At 63.2% G+C, this 21,588-nt stretch carries 20 protein-coding genes; 9 read left to right on the top strand and 11 right to left on the bottom strand.

Features of this window, described 5'->3' with window-relative positions:
- The first annotated feature begins 58 nt into the window (after positions 1–58).
- Positions 59–955, top strand: a complete 897-nt coding sequence (locus A0W34_RS00515; protein ID WP_054780980.1) for an oxygenase MpaB family protein — start codon at positions 59–61, stop codon at positions 953–955.
- Positions 956–1,017: 62 nt separating this feature from the next.
- Here A0W34_RS00515 and A0W34_RS00510 read toward each other — a convergent pair whose 3' ends face one another.
- A complete protein-coding gene (locus tag A0W34_RS00510) occupies positions 1,018–1,476 on the bottom strand; it encodes a GNAT family N-acetyltransferase (protein ID WP_042920782.1) in 459 nt (152 codons plus the stop codon).
- A 148-nt stretch (positions 1,477–1,624) separates the two neighbouring features.
- On the opposite strand from A0W34_RS00510, the gene A0W34_RS00505 reads away from it, so the two are divergent.
- Entirely contained in the window at positions 1,625–2,200 is a 576-nt protein-coding gene (locus tag A0W34_RS00505) for a hypothetical protein (protein ID WP_232329960.1), read from the top strand.
- Positions 2,201–2,210: 10 nt separating this feature from the next.
- Here the strand turns inward: A0W34_RS00505 and A0W34_RS00500 are convergent, their stop codons facing one another.
- From A0W34_RS00500 to A0W34_RS00490, 3 genes are read right to left on the bottom strand one after another with little or no spacing between them, the layout of a single operon-like run.
- Positions 2,211–3,155, bottom strand: coding sequence for a tyrosine-protein phosphatase (locus A0W34_RS00500; protein ID WP_047272690.1), 945 nt, complete (start codon positions 3,153–3,155; stop codon positions 2,211–2,213).
- 51 nt (positions 3,156–3,206) lie between these two features.
- Complete coding sequence (locus A0W34_RS00495; protein ID WP_047272689.1) at positions 3,207–4,370, bottom strand: hypothetical protein; 1,164 nt, start codon at positions 4,368–4,370, stop codon at positions 3,207–3,209.
- A complete protein-coding gene (locus A0W34_RS00490; protein ID WP_081558731.1) occupies positions 4,367–5,575 on the bottom strand; it encodes a phosphotransferase family protein in 1,209 nt (402 codons plus the stop codon). Before A0W34_RS00490 ends, A0W34_RS00495 begins: the two co-directional genes overlap by 4 nt.
- 124 nt (positions 5,576–5,699) lie before the next feature.
- On the opposite strand from A0W34_RS00490, the gene A0W34_RS00485 reads away from it, so the two are divergent.
- Both A0W34_RS00485 and rraA read left to right on the top strand, forming a co-directional pair.
- Entirely contained in the window at positions 5,700–6,323 is a 624-nt protein-coding gene (locus A0W34_RS00485; RefSeq protein ID WP_003943532.1) for a TetR/AcrR family transcriptional regulator, read from the top strand.
- A 30-nt stretch (positions 6,324–6,353) separates the two neighbouring features.
- Positions 6,354–6,830: a ribonuclease E activity regulator RraA gene (gene rraA, locus A0W34_RS00480; RefSeq protein ID WP_003943552.1), complete on the top strand. Its 477-nt coding sequence runs from the start codon at positions 6,354–6,356 to the stop codon at positions 6,828–6,830.
- Between the two features lie 15 nt (positions 6,831–6,845).
- Here rraA and A0W34_RS00475 read toward each other — a convergent pair whose 3' ends face one another.
- The gene (locus A0W34_RS00475) at positions 6,846–7,073 is read right to left on the bottom strand and encodes an RNA-binding S4 domain-containing protein (RefSeq protein ID WP_003943569.1); all 228 of its coding nucleotides are present in this window, start codon (positions 7,071–7,073) and stop codon (positions 6,846–6,848) included.
- A gap of 88 nt (positions 7,074–7,161) precedes the next feature.
- On the opposite strand from A0W34_RS00475, the gene lysX reads away from it, so the two are divergent.
- The 4 genes from lysX to A0W34_RS00455 all read left to right on the top strand — a co-directional run bounded on the left by lysX (position 7,162) and on the right by A0W34_RS00455 (position 13,515).
- On the top strand, positions 7,162–10,518 hold the full coding sequence (lysX, locus tag A0W34_RS00470; RefSeq protein ID WP_003943575.1) for a bifunctional lysylphosphatidylglycerol synthetase/lysine--tRNA ligase LysX: 3,357 nt from the start codon (positions 7,162–7,164) through the stop codon (positions 10,516–10,518).
- 13 nt (positions 10,519–10,531) lie between these two features.
- Positions 10,532–11,422, top strand: coding sequence for an alpha/beta fold hydrolase (locus A0W34_RS00465; protein ID WP_007735816.1), 891 nt, complete (start codon positions 10,532–10,534; stop codon positions 11,420–11,422).
- Between the two features lie 78 nt (positions 11,423–11,500).
- Positions 11,501–12,910 carry a GGDEF domain-containing protein gene (locus tag A0W34_RS00460; RefSeq protein ID WP_003943555.1) on the top strand — a complete coding sequence of 470 codons (1,410 nt, stop codon included), beginning with the start codon at positions 11,501–11,503 and terminating at the stop codon, positions 12,908–12,910.
- Between the two features lie 5 nt (positions 12,911–12,915).
- Positions 12,916–13,515: a histidine phosphatase family protein gene (locus A0W34_RS00455; protein WP_003943544.1), complete on the top strand. Its 600-nt coding sequence runs from the start codon at positions 12,916–12,918 to the stop codon at positions 13,513–13,515.
- On the opposite strand, the gene A0W34_RS00450 is transcribed toward A0W34_RS00455, so the two are convergent.
- From A0W34_RS00450 to A0W34_RS00425, 6 genes are all read right to left on the bottom strand, one after another.
- Positions 13,516–14,505 carry an ABC transporter ATP-binding protein gene (locus tag A0W34_RS00450; RefSeq protein ID WP_058227385.1) on the bottom strand — a complete coding sequence of 330 codons (990 nt, stop codon included), beginning with the start codon at positions 14,503–14,505 and terminating at the stop codon, positions 13,516–13,518.
- Complete coding sequence (locus A0W34_RS00445; RefSeq protein ID WP_021342346.1) at positions 14,505–15,602, bottom strand: ABC transporter ATP-binding protein; 1,098 nt, start codon at positions 15,600–15,602, stop codon at positions 14,505–14,507. Before A0W34_RS00445 ends, A0W34_RS00450 begins: the two co-directional genes overlap by 1 nt.
- Entirely contained in the window at positions 15,599–16,693 is a 1,095-nt protein-coding gene (locus tag A0W34_RS00440) for an ABC transporter permease (protein ID WP_007735813.1), read from the bottom strand. Before A0W34_RS00440 ends, A0W34_RS00445 begins: the two co-directional genes overlap by 4 nt.
- Positions 16,686–17,642 carry an ABC transporter permease gene (locus A0W34_RS00435; protein ID WP_003943571.1) on the bottom strand — a complete coding sequence of 319 codons (957 nt, stop codon included), beginning with the start codon at positions 17,640–17,642 and terminating at the stop codon, positions 16,686–16,688. The genes A0W34_RS00440 and A0W34_RS00435 overlap by 8 nt, the downstream gene beginning before the upstream one ends.
- Before the next feature lie 127 nt (positions 17,643–17,769).
- Entirely contained in the window at positions 17,770–19,389 is a 1,620-nt protein-coding gene (locus tag A0W34_RS00430; RefSeq protein WP_003943605.1) for an ABC transporter substrate-binding protein, read from the bottom strand.
- Positions 19,390–19,571: 182 nt separating this feature from the next.
- The gene (locus A0W34_RS00425) at positions 19,572–21,167 is read right to left on the bottom strand and encodes a Na+/H+ antiporter (protein WP_030536674.1); all 1,596 of its coding nucleotides are present in this window, start codon (positions 21,165–21,167) and stop codon (positions 19,572–19,574) included.
- Between the two features lie 26 nt (positions 21,168–21,193).
- Here A0W34_RS00425 and A0W34_RS00420 point away from each other — a divergent pair, with 26 nt between their 5' ends.
- Complete coding sequence (locus A0W34_RS00420) at positions 21,194–21,514, top strand: UBP-type zinc finger domain-containing protein (RefSeq protein ID WP_081557164.1); 321 nt, start codon at positions 21,194–21,196, stop codon at positions 21,512–21,514.
- Positions 21,515–21,588 lie beyond the last annotated feature (74 nt).

Below are 21,588 nucleotides of genomic sequence, written 5' to 3'. Positions count from 1 at the left end.
GGTGGTGCAGCTCACACCTATCTCTGCCGCGCGCAGACCAGTCCCAGGGAGTGTTCAGATGAAGCGCTACGACCTCCGCAGTCGCACGGATCAACTCGATCCCGAAACCGATTACGAAGAGATGTCGCGCATTCTCGCGGCGCAAGAGTTTCCCTGGGACATCAATCAGGCGCTCAGCTTCGCACTGTTCCGCACATACGCTGTCCCCTCGATCGGCAAGCTCCTCTTCTCCACAGGCGAGTTCACCGACAAGGTTCAGAAGCGCTACGACGACACCAGCCTGATCCTCGACGCCATCCTCGAGCACGGCCTCAGCAGCACCGAAGGCCGCAAGAGCGTGCGTCGAATGAATCAGATGCACGGCTCGTACGACATCTCCAACGACGACATGCTCTATGTCCTGGCCACCTTCGTCGTCACGCCGGTCAGATGGCTCGACGAGTACGGCTGGCGGAAGATGACCGACAACGAGATCGTCGGGTCGACGAATTATTACCGCCACCTGGGTCGGTACATGAACATCAAAGACACTCCTGACACCTACGAGGGCTTCGTCAAACTTCTCGACGACTATGAGCGCGAACACTTTTCATTCGATCCCGGCGCCCGAGCCGTCGCTGATTCCACCCTCGACCTGATGTGCACCTTCCCGCCCAACAACCTGGCACCGAAGGCTCTGGTCAAGGGATTCGCCTTCGCTCTCATGGACGATCACCTACTCGACGCCTTCCACTACAGGCACCCGAGCACTGCGATGCGCGTCGTCTCACGCGGTGCGCTGAAGGTCCGCGCGCGCCTGCTGCGGTTCTTCCCCGTGCGTACGAAGCGGAAATTCGCCCGCGAACTGCCCAACATCCGCAGCTACCCGAGCGGTTACAAGGTCGAAGACCTCGGCACCTTCCCCACGGGATGCCCGGTCAAGCACCTGCAGGCAGACCAGCAGGCCCAAGCGTAAGCAGGTTCCCATCGTGGAGTGGTGGAACTCCTGGCACCCGGGCTGATTCGCGTTTCTCATGCCTAGATGAGGGAGGAGTCGCGACCAGTACGACGAAGGGTGATCAATTCATGGTTCGTCTCGGCGTCGTGTCGACGCCCCTCTTCTTCGAACTCCATCAGCGCATAGAACCTGCGGGCGCGATCGTTGAGGGTGTAGACCTCGAGTGTCACCTCGCCGTGCATGGTTGTGGCGTGTTCGACCAACGCCCGCCCGACGCCCAACCCTTGTGACGCCGGCGCGACGAACAGTCCCCCGATTTCGGAGCCGATCATTCCCAACAGTCCAACGACAGCGGAGTTGTGCTCAGCGACCCAATTGTCGGCCTGAATCAGATAAACCTCTCGCATCTTCTGCTCGCGTTCGCCCGTCCCCTCACCCGCAAGGAACGGATGGGCTTCACGGGCAGCGCGCGACCACAGGTCGACGACCACATCCTCATCCGAGGATACGTAGCGGCGAATGATCAGATCCTGGTTCACAATCCGACCATACCCTCAGGCGTCAGCGCACTGACCGGGCCGAAAGTGTTCAATTTTCGGATCCACGCAGGACGACCACGACGTAAATCAGTGGAACAATTCCATTCGTTGCCGCTCCGCAGTTACCGCGTTGTGCAAGGGTTGTCCGATGACTGACGGTGATCCGACAACTGAGCGTGGAGGTCCGGCATCCTGGTGGAAGGTGACAGCGATTGTCACCGCAGTGCTTGTCACTCTCACATGCGGCGTCATCGTGTGGTCCTTCATGCCGCCGGTTGTGTACTTTCCGTTCTTTGCGCTCGCAGCCTCAGTACTGCTCGGTTTGGGCGGAGTGTGGTTGATACTCAGCCTGATTGGCTGGATGAAGTACAAAACTCTGCGTTTGAGCACGATCGCGCCGGTGATCGTGCTCGTCACCGGTGCGCTCGTGACCTTGTCCGTCCCTTCGCGTGCTGCGTTTGCATTGTCGAAAGATTCGCTCGAAGCAGTGGCCGCGGATTGCCAGAAGTCGATGGACAACCAAACAATTGGCGTCTACCGGGTCCTGCAGGTCTGGCCCGTCGGCAACGGGTGCCGCTTCCACATCGAGGGTGGTCTAATCGATTCGATCGGATTGGCGTACTTACCTGACGGCGCACCATATCTCGGCAAGCCCCGCCGCGACGGCGAGATCGGATACCAGGAGTTCGACGGCGACTGGTACTCGTTCGTTCAAGCGTTTTAGCAGCGAGAAACTAGCCGACCAGCTTGGCCTTCAGAAGCGCGATCGTGTCCGGAGTGAGTCCGAGACCTTCGGTGAGATAACCGTCAACGGTTCCGTAATCGCTGGCTACCTGCGCGAGTCCAGCTTCCAGGTACGAAGCGTCGACACCGAGGGCCGGCTCGAGATTGGTCGCCACCTGCGGGCTCAGGGCCTGAGAGATCTGCGCAAGGATCTTCTCGTTGGTCGCCTGAAGGTAGGTGTTGCTCAACAGATAGTCGTCCATGATCGTCTGGGCGGGGACACCGGCGATGGACTGCAGCAACATCGCGGTCCAACCCGTGCGGTCCTTGCCTGAGGTGCAATGGAACAACTGCACCCCGTCACTCGCAGCGATGTCCGAGAGGACCTGCTTGAAGCCGGCACGGCGAACGGGATCGGTGACAAAACTGCGGTTGGTGTCGACCAAGAACTGCTTGGCCTCTTCCGGCGACTTGATAGTTGTGGCGAGCTGAGTGAGATCCTTGAACTCGATGGGGATGTTCGTGTACGTCACACCGTCCGGGAGTTTGTCCGCGCCACCGATGAACGGGTTGGAGATCTCGGTTGCGCCGCGCAGGTCATAGGCGTCGGCAAGTCCGAGGCCGGTGAGTGTCGTCTTGTCTGCGTCGGTGGTCGCGGTCAGCGCATTGGACCGGTAGATGACGCCGCGCTTGAGGTGTGAGCCGTCGACGGTGGCGTATCCCCTACCGTCGTTGCCGGCGACGTCGCGAAAGTTGGCCACGGAGGCCAAGTTCGGTGTCGGCGCGAGGACAGGATCGAGCGAGCCGAGATCGACCGCTCCAAGCGAGCCTGTGTTGAGAGAGCCCAGGTCGAGCGGGATGGCCGTGGCGGGAGCGGCAAACAACAGGCCTCCGGCGACAACAAGTGTGGCAGCCTTCGCAGTGCGAGCGAACAACATTCGTGTGCGTGTGGACATGTGGCAGTGCCTTTCTCTGTAGTTTGGGATTTGTGGTGTGGTGATCTGGAGTTACGGAGCGACGTCACCGATGCCGGTAAATCCGTACCGCTGGTGAGGTCCGATCACTGCTACCTCGAACAGGCCTGTCCCGGTGCGGGTTACGCCGTCCTCGACGAGGGTGAACCGAGCCAAGTTGTCGACCGGGCACAGCATCTTCTTCCACGGTTCGATGTCCGAAACCTTCTCTCGCAGGCCCTGAACCACCAGTTCGCCCTGCCACATCCCGTGGCGCCAATCCTGCTCGAGTCCGTAGCCCGTGCCGACACCGATGTAGTTGGGCAGTATCGGTTCGCAGGTGATCTCCAGGATGTGGTCGGATTCGCCTGGTGCACCGGGGCGCCGGAAGTACAGAGTTCCGCTCTTCACCTCGCGAGTACCGGAAATGAACGTGAGCTGGTGGTCCGGTCGACCCAACCACTCCGGCTCGCGCGAGCGGTCCGCCCAGACGCGAGTCGCATCTTCGAGGATTCGGCGTCCCTGCTGATCTTCTTGGACGATCGTGACGATGGTGAAGTCGCCGAATTGCATGATCGAGTAAATCCAGAAGAAGTTCTGACTGCCGGCTATCGCCGGATCTGCCTTGCGTCCAGGCGGTTCCGCTTCGCCGACCGGTCGCACACCCCAGGACCGATCGCGATTACCCCGCCACGTCTCCGGGGTGACCGGGATGACGTCGCCGTCGACGGTCAAGGATCCGGACCATGTTCCGGTCTGCACGAATCGTTGCGTGTCGAAGGTGACTCGTTCGAGCTGGCGATGGAAATGTCTGGCCTCGAGATTAGCCGGACCGTCGGATTCGAAGGTGAGGTCGAAGCTCAGGTCCGGCGCTTCGGGACTCGGGTCCAACACCACACGTAGGCGGTGCAGACCCTCGATGATTTCGATTCGCAGCGGGCCTACTGACAGGTCCATACGATCGTCACCCAAGGCTCGGGATGCCCGGAAGACTATGTGGTCATCGCCGCGCCGAAGAACCGCAAAGCCGTCGCATACACCAAGATTGGGGTACTGACCGAGACCGATGATGAGAAACAGTGGCTCGGTGTCGCCGTCGACGCCTGCATGGCAGTTGAAGTAGTAACGGTCGTAGAAGTTTCGATCCGAGGTGCCCACGTGGCGGATGGTCTCGGCGATCTGATGTACCGGGTAGTCGTCGAGCGGGGACAGTGTCATCGTGCATCTCCTGTTGTGAGCGGGGATGTTGCGAGCGACTCCCAATAGGTGCCGTCGAGCATGGCTTCGAGTGTTTTGTGGTGCAGGATCATCTCGTCCGGGTTGTCGGGGAATTCGGCCTGACCGAAAGCCACTGCGCGGCTTTGGACTCGGAACATGATCACCGCGTGCCGCAGCGCGGCGTAAAGGATGTAGAAATCTAGATCCGCAACCGGGTGGCCGGAAAGCGAGCCGTAGGCCTCTGCCACGTCCTCGCGACGAAGGAAGTCCGGCATTCCGGGGAGTCCGGCCATGGCAGCGAGATCCTCGAAGAACCTGTGCTGAAAGATCATCCAGCCGAGGTCCAGCTCACGCGGCCCCAGTGTGGCCATCTCCCAATCGAGGACCGCCGCCGGCTCGAAGTCGCGGTAGATGACATTTCCGATCCGCGAGTCACCCCAGCAGAGCACTGCGGAACCGGCATCGACGGGAAAGTTCGCTTCGATCCAGTCGAAACCGCGCTCGATCAAAGGAGATCCTGGTCCGTCGGCTGTTGCCCACTCGTAATAGCGCCGCTGGTCCTCGAGGTGCGCGCGAAGTGCTTCTGCCCCAGTCGGTTCGGCACCATCGCGGCACAACTCGGGGAGTGCGAGGTGCGGATCGGCCATAGCGTGTAGCTCGGCGAGCACCCGGACCGATGACTGCTGGAGTCGAGAACAGTCGTCGGCCGAAGCTTCCGAGAGCCAGGATCCGAACGTGTACGGCATGACATCGGGCGGGATTTCGCCCTCACGCCGTTCCATCACGAAGAACTCGCCGCCGAGCGCGTCCGGGTTGCTCTCGGACCAGTACACCCGCGGGATCGGCACCGACGTGTGAGCGGCGACGGCGCTCATGACCCGAAACTGCTGGTCCAGGTTGTAAGACGGAAAGATCGGTACCGCACTGTCCCGCGGGGCGATACGGGCGACCAAGCGATGCTCGGCTCGAATCCCGTCCTCGATCCACGTCGCATCGAAAAGCACAGTTTCGTTGGACATGCCGTTCGCGGCCGGCACTTCGACCGAGGTCACGGAAGGTTTCGAACCTCGCCACAGCACGGTCGCGAGCCAGCCTTCGAGGCTGCGCCGCATCTCCGCCGGGTCGTTGCGGGATTCGCCGGGCCTGGCAAATTCGGCGTAGTCGGGATCTTCGCCGGAGGTTTCTGTTTCGGTTCGAAGGTTCATCACCACTCCTCGTGGTTCGGTGGCGCCGATGCGCACGTGCCGATTGTCGATACAATATGTATCGACTAAAGCCGTGACAGAATGTAACGGCCATCACAGCGATACCGCAAGGGATTTGCCCAAAATGTCCAAAGATTCCGAAACTCAGCACCGCCTGGGCCCGCAGCGAAACCCTGCAATCGACGACGCAGTACTGGACGCGACCAGGCAACTGTTGGAAGAAAAGGGGTACGCGGGCACGTCCATCGACGCCATAGCCACGCGTGCGGGAGTAGGACGTCCAGCCATCTACCGTCGGTGGCCGTCGAAGGCACACATCGTCAACGACGCGATCTATCCCGTACTCGACGTCGAACAGGGCGCGGACATCGACACCGAACTCGGCACCGAGGGCACGATCACGGATCAGATCCGCGCGCTGGTGCACGGCGCGGTTGCTCTGTTCGCAGCTCCCGCCACACGAGCCGCTGCTCCCGGATTGATGAGCGAAGTGCGAACAAACGCGGAATTACGCGACGTTCTCGTGGTGCGGCAACTGGCCGGAGTCCGCGTCGAGCTGAACCGTCGACTCGAGGCGGCGAGAGAGCGCGGCGACATCCGAAGCGGCGTCGACGCCGACGCTCTTCTCGACATCATGGCGGGCGCGGCCATCTTCGCGCTGTCGGTTCGTGACGTCTCGGACCCGGGACCGTTTGCCGATTCTCTTGCCGACATAGTGCTGAACGGCATACTCCCCGACGACAACTAGGCGCCAACCTCGCCGACTATCCTGTGGGGCATGACCGAGCCTGTAGCGACCGCTGACCTTGCCGACGAGATCGGACCCGACATCCGTAGCTGCGACACGCAGTTCACCCAGTTCGGTGGACGTGAAGTGTTTGCCGGCCCCATCACGACCATCAAGTGCTTCCAGGACAACCTGCTCGTGAAGCAGACCCTCAGTGAACCGGGCAACGGCGGAGTCCTCGTCGTCGACGGTGACGCGAGCATCCACACCGCTCTGGTCGGCGACATCATTGCCGGCCGCGGCGTCGACAACGGCTGGGCCGGCGTCATCGTCAACGGAGCCGTCCGCGACTCCGCGATCCTGCGCACCCTCGACATCGGCGTCAAGGCTTTGGGCACCAACCCGCGCAAGAGCACGCAAACCGGTTCGGGCGAGAAGAACGTGCCGATCGAAATCGGCGGAGTCACCTTCAACCCCGGCGAGATCGTCTACAGCGACCAGGACGGCGTCGTCGTTCGCGAGAGCTAGTCAGAAGTCGCGGGATCAGGCGGGGGCTTCCACTTTGGCGGCCATCCCGCCGATCTCGACGACATCGCCGTCACGAAGCTGGCGGCCCCGACGATCTTCGACCTCACCGTTGACCGAAACCATGCCGTCGGCGATCACTTCCTTCGCCTCCGCGCCCGATTCGATGAGGTTCGCGAGCTTGAGAAACTGACCGAGCCGAATCATTTCGTCGCGGATGGGTACTGCTGGAATGTTGTCGGTCATGTCAATCATCTTCCTCCTCCCACAAAACTGGACACGACAGACCACACTTAGCGTGAGGATCTGATCGACCGGTAGGAGAGGAAGCTCGATGGCACCATTGACCGAGGTATCGGACACCACTGCAGAGTTGGTGGAATCGCCACCCGAAAATCCGCGCCAGGCGCGTCGATTCCGCAAAGGGCGGTTCAGCCAGGTTCCCCATATCTCGGGACTGATCCTCGGAGTCTTCTCCGTACTGGTGTTCCTGTGGAGCATCTCGCCGGTACTGCGGCACATCCTCCGCGTCCCACGCGAATACATCGACAGCTACTACTTCGACGCACCGGATACGAGCCTGTCGTGGGCGCTCGTCGTCGCCCTGCTCGCCGCCGCCCTCGCGAGCCGCAAGCGCATCGCCTGGTGGCTGCTGACGATCTACCTGTCACTGATCACCCTCACCAACATCGCCTCCGCGATCGTCGACAAGAACCCGAACAACGCCGTGGCCGTTGTCGTTTTGCTTGTCGTGATCGGAATCCTCATCGCGGCGAGGCCCGAGTTCTACACACGCGTACGACGCGGCGCCGGCTGGAAAGCACTCGGCGTGCTGATCGGCGGCATGGCTGTCGCGACCGTGATCGGTTGGGGCCTTGTCGAACTCTTCCCGGGCGACCTACCGCAGAACCAGCGATTCCTGTGGGCCTTGAACCGCGTCACCGCGGCGGCTTCGGTCGACAACGAGGTGTTCGACGGCCACCCGCGTGTCTTCGTCAACACGGTCCTCGGTCTCCTCGGTGCCATCGCGCTCCTCGCCGCCGTCATGACGCTCTTCCGCGCGCAACGCTCCAACAACGCCCTCACCGGAAACGACGAGTCCGCGATCCGCGGGTTGATCCAGAACTTCGGTGCCGACGACTCTCTCGCTTACTTCGCCACCCGCCGCGACAAGGCGGTCATCTTCGCGCCGAGCGGCAAGGCCGCGATCACGTACCGCGTCGAGATCGGCGTCTGCCTCGCCAGTGGTGATCCCATCGGTGATCCCGAAGCGTGGCCGCACGCCATCGAAGCGTGGCAGGGGCTCGCGTCGCAGTACGGCTGGGCGACGGCCGTCATGGGCGCCAGCGAAACCGGGGCGACGGCATACAAGAAGGCGGGCCTGAGCGTCCTGCAGCTCGGCGACGAAGCGATCCTGCGCACCCGCGAGTTCAATCTCAACGGACGCGACATGCGCCCGGTGCGCCAGGCGGTCACCCGCGTCAGGCGTCACGGCGTCACCGTGCGGATGCGACGCCATCGCGACATCCCGCCAGAGGACATGGCGGCCGTCATCATCCGCGCCGACGACTGGCGCGACACCGACACCGAGCGCGGCTTCTCCATGGCGCTCGGCCGACTGGGCGATCACCTCGACGGCGATTGCCTCCTCGTCGAAGCCGTCATGGGTGAAGGCACCGAGGACGAAAGCGTCGTCGGCATGCTCTCGCTCGTGCCGTGGGGACCGAACGGTGTTTCGCTCGACCTGATGCGCCGTAAGCCGACGGCGCCCAACGGTGTCGTCGAATTGATGGTCTCGGAGTTGGCCACACGTTCGGACGAGATCGGCGTCGTGCGAGTTTCGCTCAACTTCGCCGTGTTCCGCTCGGTGTTCGAGGAAGGTTCGCGCATCGGCGCGGGCCCGATCCTCCGCATCTGGCGCTCGGTGCTCGTCTTCTTCTCCCGCTGGTGGCAGCTCGAAGCGCTGTACCGCTCGAACGTGAAATACCAGCCGGATTGGGCGCCGCGCTTCCTCTGCTTCGAGGACAACCGCGAACTGCCGCGCGTCGGATTCGCGTCGGCCATCGCCGAAGGCTTTGTGGTGCTGCCCAGTTTCGGGCGCAAGTCCAGCCAGGTCGTCAAGCACACCGGTACGCATGCGGCAGTGCCCGCAGCTCTGGTGACGTCCGAAGGACTGCACGCCGACGGCAGCCCGCCGGACTCGGCGCCGACGTTCACGACCAACGGTCCGCGTCGACCCGAGCAGGTCCGCGTGCGCATGAACAAGCTCGCGCAACTGGCCGACGAAGGGATCGCCGCCTACCCCGTCGCCTATCCACCGACGCACACGATCGCGGCCGCAGCGAAGTCACCGGAGGGCACCCGCGTGCGAATCGCGGGACGCCTGCTGAGGGTCCGCGACTACGGCGGAGTGGTGTTCACGGACGTGCGCGACTGGTCCGGCGACATCCAGGTTCTGGTCGACCAGGACAACGTCGGCCGCGAGAAGTTGGCGGAGTTCGCTGCCGAGTTCGATCTCGGTGACCTGATCGAAGTCAGCGGAACCATCGGGCGCAGCCGCAAGGGCGAGCTGTCGCTCATCGCCGTCGAGTGGCGCATGAACGGCAAGTGCCTGCACCCGCTGCCGGACAAGTGGAAGGGCCTCTCGGATCCCGAGACCCGCGTCCGCCAGCGGTACCTCGACATCGCCCTCAACCCGAAGGCCCGCGAACTTCTCGAGGCTAGAAGCGCCGTCGTGAAGTCGCTGCGCGATTCACTCGGTGGTCGCGGATACCTCGAAGTCGAGACCCCGATTCTGCAGCAGGTGCACGGCGGCGCGAATGCCGCTCCGTTCCTGACACACATCAACGCGTACAACCTCGACCTCTATCTCCGCATCGCACCCGAGCTGTACCTGAAGCGGTTGTGCGTCGCCGGTATGGAGAAGGTGTTCGAGATCGGCCGCGTGTTCCGCAACGAGGGCGTCGACTTCAAACACAATCCCGAGTTCACGATCCTCGAGGCATACGAAGCCCACAGCGACTACGAGGGCATGATGCGGATGTGCCGCGAGCTGATCCAGGCGGCGGCCGTCGCAGCATTCGGTCGCGAGATCATCATGCGTCCCGGCCCGGACGGCGAACTGGTCGAGGTCGACATCTCCGGTGAGTGGCCGGTGAAGACGATGCACGGCGCCGTCGCCGAAAAACTTGGTGTCGACGTCTCCCCCGAGACAAGTCTCGAAGACCTGCAGAAGTTGTGCGACGCCAACGAGATCCCGTACCAGTCCAGCTGGGATACCGGCGCCATCGCGCAGGAAATGTACGAGCATCTGGTCGAGGACTACACGGAGTTCCCGACGTTCTACACCAACTTCCCCACCTCGATGTCGCCGCTCACCCGGCCGCACCGCAGCATCCCCGGCGTCGCCGAGAAGTGGGACCTGGTGGCGTGGGGCGTCGAACTCGGAACCGCATACAGCGAGCTGACCGACCCTGTGGATCAGCGCAACCGGCTCACCGAGCAGTCGATGCTCGCGGCCGGCGGCGACCCGGAAGCGATGGAATTGGACGAAGACTTCCTCCAAGCCCTCGAACACGCGATGCCGCCGACGGGTGGTCTCGGGATGGGCGTCGACCGAATCGTCATGCTGATCACGGGTGGCAGCATCCGCGAGACGCTGGCCTTCCCCCTCGCGAAACCGCGTCAGTAGTCCGGATTCTCGCGTGCCGGAATTGTTCCACGTGAAACCACCGGGCGAGATCTTGCAGGTCGGCGAGAGCCGACTGCATGTTCTTGCCGAGGGCGACGGCCCCGTCGTCGTCCTGTGCGGTGGGCTGGCGGGCAATTGGTTCGACTGGGATGACTGCGCGCGTCATCTTCAGTCGGATCACACCGTCGTCCGCTTCGATCGCCCGGGCTTCGGGCTCAGCGAGCCTACTTCCGAAGTTCCGACCGTCCGCGGCGAAGCTCAGCGGATCCGCGACGTGCTCGACACTCTGGGACTGAGTGGTCCGGCCGTGGTGGTCGGCCACTCCATCGCCGGCTTCTACGTCGAAGGCTTCGCGCGCCTGTTCCCCGATCGGGCGGCGGGGATGCTCCTCCTCGATTCCAGTGCCGAGAAGGAGCCGAAACGTCTTTTCCCCCGCGACCTGCTGCTGATCGCCTCCCGAGCCGCCGCGGCTTCGTTCAGCACCACCGGGCTCCAACGACTCCTCGGTACGACGACGCGCAAGATCCTCAACCAGTCCGTGCCGCCGAGTGGGTCGTCCGAAGCCACTCTCGAATGGGTCCGGAAGATCTACCGCGAGCCTCATTATCTGGAAGCGGCGATGATCGAATACGTCGCGTACACCGATATGGCGCTGGAGCTCACCGCTTTACGACGCTCGAGCAAGCATCCACTGCCCGACATCGACCTCAGCGTCGTCGCCGCACACACTGGCCACACCACTCCCTGGTCCATCGCCTGGATGGCAAAGCAGCAGAAACTCGCCACCTACCTCGGCGGGAGTTTTCACGTCCTGCGCCCGGCACATCACCACGCGATGATCGATCAGCCCGAGGAGTTGGCGAACTTGATTCGGCGCCTCACGCAGCCGAACCGTCGGGGATGACACTTAAAGTTACAACTCGGACAGTAGCCGGATCATTGCTAGTCTCGGACAGCTTCTGCTTTCTACGACAGGCTGACCATGGACCGTTCGACACGTCGGGTGCGCTCGTGCCTGATTTTCGTGGCGATCCTCGTTGTCGCCCTGGCGGGCATCGCCGCCCGTCCGCCCGGTTTTCTGTCGACCTTCTGGCCCGCCAACGCGATCCTTCTGGGCATTCTCCTCCGTAACCCGCGCTCGTTTGCGCCGATCGGACTCGCTGTCGGCGGCGCCGCGCTGCTGACGGCGGATCTTGCGACCGGAAGCCCCGTGCAGAGGGCCTTCGAACTGAATGCGATCAATCTGGTCGGCGTCACGACAGGATTGATCGCCGCGAACTTGCTCGGCTGCTTTCCACGGCGAATCTCCGAGACGAAGTACACGGCCAGAATCTTCCTCATCTCGGTTCTGGCGTCGTTCACGGCCGGGTCCGCCAGCGCACTACGCACTCAACTCCACGAAGGAAGCGGTGCGGCAACGGAATTGGTGGGGTGGTTCTTCGCCGATCTGTGTACGTATCTGATCGTGCTGCCGATCGTTCTGTCGGCACCGACGCTCGAACACATTCGAAGAACCTGCGGGCCGTCCGTGCGGCAGAGTCTGCGCTTGAGGCGGCTCGCACAGATCCTGGCACCTCTGGCCGCTCTCCTGGCCTGTCTGCCACTCGCCCTGGAGGTCCAGGGAGCCCTTGCGCTGCTGCTGCCGATGCCGGCGCTCCTGTGGTGCGCAATGCGTGTCTCACTGTTCAGCACCTCGCTCCTGGCAGCCGGATGGAGCGCGTGGGCACTGGTCATGGCGGGTAAGGGACGTCTGGCACTGGCAGATCCGGTGCACCTACTCAGTGAGGGGGTGACCACCCGGATCTCCGTCATCTTGATGGCACTCTCCCCCATCGCCGTAGCCGTCGCCACTGGCGCACAGCGGCGCGCTGAGCGAGAACTCCAACGCATCGCCGAATGCGACGCCCTCACCGGAACGCTGAGTCGCCACGCGTTCTGGACCCAATCGCAGGAACTCCTCGACGCCCAGCACGCGGCGCAACGACCAATCGCCGTCATGATGCTCGATCTCGACCACTTCAAATCGATCAACGACAACCTCGGCCACCTCACCGGCGATTCGGTCCTCGAACAGTTCGGAAACACCCTCCTCGCCGCTACCGAAGGGCTGGGACTCTCCGGCCGACTGGGTGGTGAAGAATTTGCCGTCGCCGCCGCCGACTGCACCTTCGAGGAAGCCATCCAGCTCGCGGAGCGCATCAGAGAGGCGCAAGAGGCCCACGCGCGATCCATTCGCGGTTTCGCGGGAACGGTCAGTATCGGCGTCGCCTGGGCCGATCGCGCGATGCCGGGCATGGAGACTCTGCTCGATATCGCCGACAACGCGATGTACCAGGCAAAACGCGACGGCCGAAACCTCGTGGTGGCGTTCGATCTGTACATGGCAAGGTGACGTAGGTGCAACTACTCCTGATCCGACACGCGCTCCCCGAACTGGCCGAGGTCACCGAAGGCCGCGCAGATCCCTCGCTGACCGACGAAGGTCGTGCCCAGGCACTACGGCTGCCCGCAGCACTGGCGCCGTACCGGATCACCGGACTCTTCAGCAGCCCGCAAAAGCGCGCACTCGAGACCGCAGCCCCGGTAGCGCAGATATTGGGCCTTCCGGTCACCCAGCGCGAGGGTCTGGCGGAATACGACTACGAGCAGCCGCACTACATCCCGATGCACGAGGTCCTGGAGCGGGCGCCGGAAACCTATGCGCGCATCAAAGCCGGCTGGCTCCCCGAGTCGGTGGACGGCGACGCCTTTCGTGCGCGAGTCCTCGGTGCGATCGACGAGATAGTCGCGGCAACGGACAACGACGCCACCGTGGCGATCTTCTGCCACGGCGGCGTCGTCAACATCGTTCTGCAGGAACTGCTCGGACTGGAGCGCCCGTTGACCTTCCCGATCGAGTACGTGTCCGTCACGCGCATTCTCGTGTCGCGAAACGGAAGCCGCAGGGTCGGGTCGATCAACGAAACCGGTCACGTACGCAACATGCTTCGCGTGTAGTCACACGTTGTGGCACGCCACCTGATGGCCGCCCTCGACGAGACGCAGCTCGGGAACTACCTCGGCGCAGAGATCAGTAGCCAGCGGGCACCGCGTGCGGAAGCGGCAGCCACTGGGCGGATTGAGCGGCGAGGGCAGTTCGATGACCTTCTGCTCGACGTTCTGCGCCGCAGTGACGGTGGCGTCGGGATCGGGAATCGACGCCAGCAGTAGCTGCGTATACGGGTGCAGCGCGCGGTTCTGCATGTCTTCTGCGGGAACGATTTCGCAGACGCGGCCCAAGTACATGATCATCACGCGGTCACTGATGTTCTTCACGACGGCCATGTTGTGCGCAATGAACAGCAGCGACAGCCCGTGACGCTTCTTCGCGTCCTCGAGCAGGTTCAGAATCTGCGCCTGCACGGAGACGTCGAGACTCGAGACCGGCTCGTCACAGATCAGGACCTTGGGGTCGAGCATCAATGCGCGGGCGATGCACACGCGCTGGCACTGACCACCCGAGAGTTCGCGTGGGGTTCGGTCCCACACCATGTCCGGGTCCAGCCCGACCTCGGCAAGAACCTCGCGCGCCCGAGCTTCGATGGCAGCCTTGTCTTTTCCACCCCAGATCGACGGACCCTCGGTGATGAGAGCCTTGACCTTGCGACGGGGATTCAGGGAGGAGATCGGGTCCTGGAAGATCATCTGCAACTGAGTGCGGCTGCGACGCAATTCTTCCGCGCCCAGTGCCGTCATTTCCGTCTCTCCGAGGCGGATCGAGCCCGACGTCGGTGAGGGCAACTGCATGATCGCCCGGCCCGCCGTGGACTTGCCACAGCCGGATTCACCAACCACGCCCAAGGTTTCGCCCGGAGCGACGGTGAAGCTGATCCCGGACACGGCGTGAACGGTCTGGCCCTTGCCGACGTTGAATTCGACGACCAAGTCCTCGACCGTCAGGGCCGCGTCCACCGTCTCGGACTTCCTGGTATCCACTGATGCAGTCATCAGACCATCTCCTTCACCGCGAGCGTCAGGCCCGCTGCGGTAGTGCCGGCCTTCTCGTTGGCGACCAATGCCGTTGTGCCTTCAGGGGTGTCGACCGGGTAGTGGCACGCGAACGTGTGGCTTTCGGTTGTGTTGTCCCCCGGGCCGCCGGGAGCCAGGGCCGGGTCGCCGGTCAGGCAGTCGTCCTGGGCGTACCGGCAGCGAGCGGCGAAGCGGCAACCGGTGATCGGCTTCGTCATGTCCGGGAGCCCACCCGGAATTGTTTGCAGCACTGTGTGCGTCGGTGATTCGAGTCGCGGAATCGCAGCCATCAACGCTTCGGTGTACGGGTGGCGAGGACGAGTGAACAACTCTTCGGTCGCCGACGTTTCCACGACGGAACCGGCGTACATGACAGCGACGCGATCCGATCGACCCGAGACCACACCGAGGTCGTGGCTGATCAGGATGACGGCCATGTTGAGCTTGTCGTTGAGTGAGGCGAGCAGATCGAGAATCTGCTTCTGCACCGTCACGTCGAGAGCGGTGGTCGGCTCGTCCGCGATCAGCAGTTTCGGCTCGCAGGCCAGGGCCATCGCGATGACCACGCGCTGTCGCATACCGCCCGAAAGTTCGTGGGGGTACTGGTCGAGCCGACGCTTGGGCTCGGGGATACCCACCATCGACAAGAGTTCCGCTGCGCGATCGCGGGCCGCGTCCTTCTTCAGACCCAGGTGGAACTTCAAGGATTCGGTGATGTGGGTACCGATGCGCTTGAACGGATTGAGCGAGGTCATCGGATCCTGGAAGACCATGGCGATCTCGGGTCCCCAGAAGTGCTTCATCTCCGACTTCTTCATCGTCGACATGTCGCGGCCGGCAAACGTCACCGTCCCGCTGATGTCGAGAGCCGGACCCTTCTGGAGCAGTCCCATGATGGTGCGCCCGAGAACCGACTTGCCGGAACCGGATTCACCCACGATGCCGAGAGTTTCGCCGGCGGAGACGTGGATCGAGACACCGTCGACTGCTCGCAACTGGCCACGGGGAGTGGCGAATACGGTTCTGATGTTGTCCGCCTGCAGCAGCGGAACGCCGTGCTGAGCTGAAGTGGTCACAGCTTACTCCGATACTTCTCGCCGATGAGGTTGAAGGAGAACACCGTCAGGAAGAGGAAGACGCCTGGTACCAGGACGATGAACGGATGCTTCTCCACGATCCCGCCCTGACCTTCCGCAATCATGTTGCCCCAGGTCGGATCAGGTTGTGCGATACCGAGTCCGAGGAAGCTCAGTGATGCTTCCGCGACGATCAGGCCGGAGACGGCCACCAGTCCGAGCGCGGCGACGGGAACGAGGACGTTGGGAACCAGCTCGCGCCAGATGACGCGCCATTTGGTGGCGCCCATGGCTCTCGCGGCAAGCACGAACTCGCGTTGGGCGACGACGATGGTGTTTGCCCTGGCGATTCGAACCATGCTGGGAATGCAGAGAATCGACAGTGCGAGGGTGATGTTGCGCAGGTTCGACGTGAGCACCGCGGCCAGTGCGATGAGCAGCACCAGAGAAGGAATGGCCAGCAGCGAGTTGGTCAGGATTCCGACGACTGCGTCGACCTTGCCGCGGAAGTAACCGGCCATGACGCCGATGGTGCCACCGATGATCATGCCGATCAGCACGGCGCAGATGGCGACAGTCAAGGAAGCGCGCGCACCGAACAGGGCGCGGGCGAGGAGGTCGAGACCGAAGTTGTTGGTACCCAACGGATGATCGGAGAGCAGGCTCGGCGAGGCGAAGCCCGGCTCGGCCAAGGTCTTGACCGTGTCCTTGTACTCACCGAGCGGCAGCAGCGGCGCGAAGATCGCGGCCAGGATCAGCGCGACCAGCCAGATGCACGCCAACCAGTACGAGAGATCGAACTGACTGCCCCACTTGGACGTACCGAGTTTGCCGAGACCCTTGAAGAGGAAAACCAGGGCAACGAGCGCGAGCACGATGCGGACGGTCATCATGATCGCTGAACCGAAGAGTGCGGTGCCGAGCAGCGCAACGCCGACCACTGTGAGAATCGATCCGATCAGGACCAGATTCTTGGGCTGTTCCAGCGTTTCGACGGGACCGGGAGCCAGCAGGACTGTCTGCTGCCGGTATGTCATCACCTCGGACGGGGCCGGCGACGGGGCCGCTCCGTCTGGCGTCACTTCAGACATGGACACGACGACTCCTCGGGTCAAGATAGGTGTACAGAACATCGATCGCACTGTTGACGAGGACGTAGATGACCGCGATCACGACCACCGCGCCGAGCAGCATCGGCGAATCACCCTGCTGCGCTGCGCGGACGATGAGCGTGCCCATTCCGGGCAGCGAGAACAGCGTCTCGACGATCACGGTGCTGCCGATCATGCCGCCGAGAGCCAGACCCATCATCGTGATGAGCGAGAACGACGACGGGCGGAGCGCGTCACTGAAAAGCACTCGCAGCGTGGGCATTCCCTTGGCCTTCGACGCGAGGATGTAATCCTCACGGAGCGTCGTCACCAGGTCGGATCGGAGAACGCGAGTGAACATCGCCATCTCGAGGAGGCTGATGGTGATCGCGGGAAGTATTGCGTGTGAGAGGTTTCCGGAGAGGCTGTCGCCGATGCGCACCCACTGTGATCGCGGGAACCAGCCGAGCCAGTTGACGGTGACCATGATCAGCAACAGACCGGCGAGGAAGCTCGGGACGGAAAGAACACCGAATGTCGCGGCGCTGATGACGCGGTCGATGACGCCGCCTTCGTGGTGCGCCGACCAGAGTGCGAGCGGAACTGCGACGACGAGTGCGATGACCAGACCCATCACTGCCAACTGAACGCTGACGGGGAGAGCGGAACTGATCGCGGTGAGGACGTCCTGCTGCGGGGGAACGAGCGAGTTGCCGAGGTCGCCCTGGAGAGCGCTGGTCAGCCAGTCCCAATAGCGAACCAGGAGTGGATCGTTGAGTCCGAGCTGCTGCCGAACTTCCTCGTACTCGGCAGGCGTTCGGCCTTCACCGAGAACGGAGACAGCGGGATCGCCGGGGATCAGTGATGCCAGCACGAAGGTTCCGAAGCTGACGATCAGGATCACAATGACGAGCTGGCCCAATTTCTTACCTATTGCGCCGATGTTCATCGATTTCGTCTCCTTCGGACAGCGAGCTCGCAATACACAGCAGTTCCTCTGATTTCATTTCTTCGTTCGCAGCCGGCCCCGATCCGCTGCAATACGGGCGCGGGGCCGGCTGTGAACTTCAGGCTCTCTAGGACTTCCAAGCTCCGTCGAAGAGCACGATTCCGTCGAGGCTCTGCTCGAGTCCGTGAACGTTCTGGTTCCACACGTCGAGTGCGGCGACGTTGCCCCACACCTGCCACGGGACGGTCTCGTTGGCGCGTTCCTGGATCTGGGCCAGGACTGCCTTCTTGTCCTCGTCGGTGGTTGCGACGCCCAACTTGTCCAGGAGAGCATCCATTTCGGCGTCGGAGTAGCCGGTCGCGTTGTTACGGCCACCGGACTTGATGCCCGTGTACAGACGCTCGTAGGGATCGGCCTCGGCGAGGCTCAGTGCTGCGGTGCTCATGTCGTAGTCGTGATCGGCGTACATCCGCTTGACCAGATCACCTGCACCGGTGACGTATTCGATCTGAGCGTCGAAGCCGACTGCGTTGAGCATCGCCTGGATGGCCAGAGCCGTCGCCTGTGCGGACGGTTCCTGGATGGAGAGGAAGGTGATCTTTCCGTCGTAGCCGTCGGCCTTGGCCTGATCGAGCAGTTCCTTCGCCTTGGCGGGATCGACGCCGATCGGTGCGACGTCGTTGTGCCAGCGCGAGGTGTCCTGGAAGATCTCCTGGCCGGGCAGTCCCTTGCCGTTGTTGACGCGGGTGTTGAGCGTCTCCGGATCGACGGCCAGCGCCATCGCCTGGCGGACACGGACATCCGAGCCCGGGCGGCCCGGGGCCATGTTCACGTTGGCGATGTAACCGAGCGACGGGATGTCGACGAAGCCGGGGTAACCCGACTCGATCAGATCCAGGATCGGGGTGAGCGTACGCATGTACGCGGCGTCGATGCCGCCCGTCTTGAGTGCTTCGGCGGTGGGCTGAGCGCCGACGATGCTGATCAGCTTGAGCTTGTCGATGTTCGGTGCGCCGTCGTAGTAGTCGGGGCGAGCAGCCAACAGCAGTTCCTCGTTGGGAGCGAACTTCTCGAGGGTGAAGGCGCCGGCGCCGATCGGGGTGAACTGGTCACCCTGCTGGGCGCTCGGGGCGACGATCATGCCGGGTCCGGTGGCGAGCATCGACTGGATGCCTGTCCACGGATCAACGAGGTTGAAGACTACGGTCGTCGCGTCTGGGGTGTCGATCGAGGCAACCTTGGAAGCCCACAGGCTCGACTGAGGTCCCTTGTTGGTGACGTAGCGGTTGATGCTGTCGGCGACGGCCTTCGAGTCGAGAGCTGTACCATCGCTGAACTTCACACCGTCGCGGAGCTTCAGCGTCCAGGTCTTGCTGTCCGAACTCGCTTCGAGCGACTGAGCGAGCTTGGGCTCGAACTTCTGCCCGATGGGGTCGTAACGCATGAGCACGTCGTAGATGGCGCTGAGCTCGCTGCCACCGGTGGCGCCGGCAACCTGAGCCTTCGCGGGATCGAGAGTCGTGACCGCCGAGTAACCGCTGAACGTCAGCGTGCCGCCCTTGGTGGGAGTGCCGGGATCAGCCTGCTCGTTGACCATGCCGATCTTCAGCGAGGAACCGGAATCAGCGGATTCGCCGCCGCCATTGCTCGAGCCGTTGTCGGCGCACGACGCCAGGAACATACTTGCGGTGATCGCCAGCGCAGCCGCAGCCAATCTGCGACTTCCGCGGCGGGAACTACGACTCATTCGAATGCCTCCAAGGCGGGGTAAGACCGTGACGTGATGTTGAACACGAAACAGTCTGTGATGGGAGGCACAGAAAATTGGATCGAGTCTCGCTCAGTGGAATCGGTTAAGTTGCAGGCCTCAACAGTCAGGTAAACCGACCCTGGCCAGCGGTTACCTTCGTGGACAGCAGACCAGCCGGTCTAGTCCCGGTCGAGCGTCGCTTCCTCGAGATCGAGCTCGCGAAGTACCTTCCGGAGGACCTCGTCGTCGATCCGGCCGGCATCGCGTTCGGCGATGAAGACGCCTCGCTCGGCATCGATCATCTCGAGGCGCAGCGAGCGGAAGGCGTTCGACGGGCTCTCCCCCAGATCCTCGTCGCTGCGTCCCAGTCGCTCCCACGCCGAGTTCGCGCGGTGGGTGTTCCAGCTTCGCAAGATGTCCGCGGCACGATTGCGGACCTGAGGGACGTCGTCGGCGTCGGCTCCGACCAACTCGTCCAGCCGCGCCGCAGCGGCCCGTGCAGCCTTGTCCTGAGCGGCCGCCTCGGCGCGGGCGTCGGACTGCTCTTCGTCCCCCTGCACGCCGAGGACACGGATCACCCACGGCAACGTCAGGCCGTGCAGCAACAGCGTGCCGACCACGACGACAAACGTCAGGAACAGGATCAGCGACCGCCCCGGGAAGTCCTCCCCACTGTTGACCGTCAGCGGAATGGCGAAGGCAGCTGCCAGCGACACGACCCCTCGCATACCGGCCCACGACACGACGAACACCGCCCGCGCCGAAATCTCCGGCTCCCTCGCTCGAATACGCGGCGACAGCCAGCGCGGTACGTACGTGAACGGGAACACCCAGGCGATCCGCACCACCACGACGGTCACGAGAACGGCAACCGACGCCCAGACGACGATCGAAGTGCTGTACCCCTGCAATCCGTTGACGACACTGGGCAATTGGAGACCGATCAACAGGAAGACGAACGACTCCAGGATCAGGTCGACGGCCCTCCACACTGCCGTGTCCTGCAAACGCGTCGCATAACTCGCACGGGTGGAGCGCTGGCCGAGGAACAATCCGGCTACGACGACCGCGATGACGCCCGACGCGTGGACCTCTTCCGCAGCCAGGTAGGTGAAGAACGGCACCACCAATCCGATTCCGCTCTCCATCACCGGATCCTGGAGCTTGCCGCGAACCTTCGAGATGACGAACCCCACCGCGAGGCCGATCACCGTTCCACCGACCGCCGCGACGAGGAAGGTCTCGAAGCCGCCGATCAGCGTCGCACCCGTACCGACGGCAGCCGCGAGAGCGACCTTGTACGCCGTCAGAGCGGTGGCGTCGTTGAGCAGGCTCTCCCCGCCCAGCAGGGTCATGATTCGGCGCGGCAGGCCGAGCTTGCGTCCGATTGCGCTCGCGGACACCGCGTCCGGCGGCGCCACGATGGCGCCGAGAACCAGAGCAGCCGCTATCGAGAACTCCGGCACGATCAGGTAGGCGACAAAGCCCACCGCAGCCGTCGTCGCCAGGGGAAGCCCCACCGCGAGAAATCCGATCGGACGCAGATTCGAGCGCAAAGCCAGGTATGAACTGTCCAGTGCTGCCGAGTACAGAAGTGGAGGCAACACGACGAACAGGACGAGGTCGGGATCGAGTTCCAATTCCGGAACACCCGGTATCTGACAGGCGATCAAACCGACCAGGACGAGGATCAGCGGCGAAGACAGCCCGAACCTTCGCGCGACCGCCGCCACCAGCAACGCCGCTACTACAACCCCCAGTAATATGCCGTTCACCCTGGCAGCATGCAGTATGGAAGGCGATGAAGAAAATCCTGAAGCGAGCAGCAGCTCGCACACAGCGGCCCGCACCCGCTCCCACCGGTTGCGAGGAACTAACCAATGCGCCCGAAACAGACCCGGCGGCGCTGACGCCCGGCGTCTGCCAGGAGTGCGCCGAGTTGGGCGAGGATAACTGGTCTCACCTGCGCATGTGCCTGTCCTGCGGCCACGTCGGATGCTGCGATTCCAGCCCTCATCAGCACGCCACCAACCACTACCGCGAAACCGGGCACCCGGTCATGCGCTCACACGAGCCCGGCGAATCCTGGCGCTGGTGCTACGTCCACGACCTGATGGACTGACCGCGCGCGACTGGCGGTGCACTGCGCATAGTGCCCACCTGTCACGGCGCACAGCCCTCGGTGTTGCGCACATT

The sequence above is a fragment of the Rhodococcus sp. BH4 genome (assembly GCF_002079265.1).
In the GTDB taxonomy this organism is placed as follows: domain Bacteria; phylum Actinomycetota; class Actinomycetes; order Mycobacteriales; family Mycobacteriaceae; genus Rhodococcus_F; species Rhodococcus_F qingshengii.
This window is presented reverse-complemented; position numbering and strand designations above follow the sequence as displayed.

Excerpts from the sequence above, each read along its gene's own strand:
- A0W34_RS00505 (WP_232329960.1), top strand. The coding sequence starts at position 1,625 with ATGACTGACGGTGATCCGACAACTGAGCGTGGAGGTCCGGCATCCTGG.
- A0W34_RS00440 (WP_007735813.1), bottom strand. The coding sequence starts at position 16,693 with ATGTCTGAAGTGACGCCAGACGGAGCGGCCCCGTCGCCGGCCCCGTCC.
- A0W34_RS00420 (WP_081557164.1), top strand. The coding sequence starts at position 21,194 with ATGAAGAAAATCCTGAAGCGAGCAGCAGCTCGCACACAGCGGCCCGCA.
- A0W34_RS00515 (WP_054780980.1), top strand. The coding sequence starts at position 59 with ATGAAGCGCTACGACCTCCGCAGTCGCACGGATCAACTCGATCCCGAA.
- rraA (WP_003943552.1), top strand. The coding sequence starts at position 6,354 with ATGACCGAGCCTGTAGCGACCGCTGACCTTGCCGACGAGATCGGACCC.
- A0W34_RS00490 (WP_081558731.1), bottom strand. The coding sequence starts at position 5,575 with ATGAACCTTCGAACCGAAACAGAAACCTCCGGCGAAGATCCCGACTAC.
- A0W34_RS00485 (WP_003943532.1), top strand. The coding sequence starts at position 5,700 with ATGTCCAAAGATTCCGAAACTCAGCACCGCCTGGGCCCGCAGCGAAAC.
- A0W34_RS00495 (WP_047272689.1), bottom strand. The coding sequence starts at position 4,370 with ATGACACTGTCCCCGCTCGACGACTACCCGGTACATCAGATCGCCGAG.
- A0W34_RS00450 (WP_058227385.1), bottom strand. The coding sequence starts at position 14,505 with ATGACTGCATCAGTGGATACCAGGAAGTCCGAGACGGTGGACGCGGCC.
- A0W34_RS00430 (WP_003943605.1), bottom strand. The coding sequence starts at position 19,389 with ATGAGTCGTAGTTCCCGCCGCGGAAGTCGCAGATTGGCTGCGGCTGCG.
- A0W34_RS00500 (WP_047272690.1), bottom strand. The coding sequence starts at position 3,155 with ATGTCCACACGCACACGAATGTTGTTCGCTCGCACTGCGAAGGCTGCC.
- lysX (WP_003943575.1), top strand. The coding sequence starts at position 7,162 with ATGGCACCATTGACCGAGGTATCGGACACCACTGCAGAGTTGGTGGAA.
- A0W34_RS00475 (WP_003943569.1), bottom strand. The coding sequence starts at position 7,073 with ATGACCGACAACATTCCAGCAGTACCCATCCGCGACGAAATGATTCGG.
- A0W34_RS00435 (WP_003943571.1), bottom strand. The coding sequence starts at position 17,642 with ATGAACATCGGCGCAATAGGTAAGAAATTGGGCCAGCTCGTCATTGTG.
- A0W34_RS00460 (WP_003943555.1), top strand. The coding sequence starts at position 11,501 with ATGGACCGTTCGACACGTCGGGTGCGCTCGTGCCTGATTTTCGTGGCG.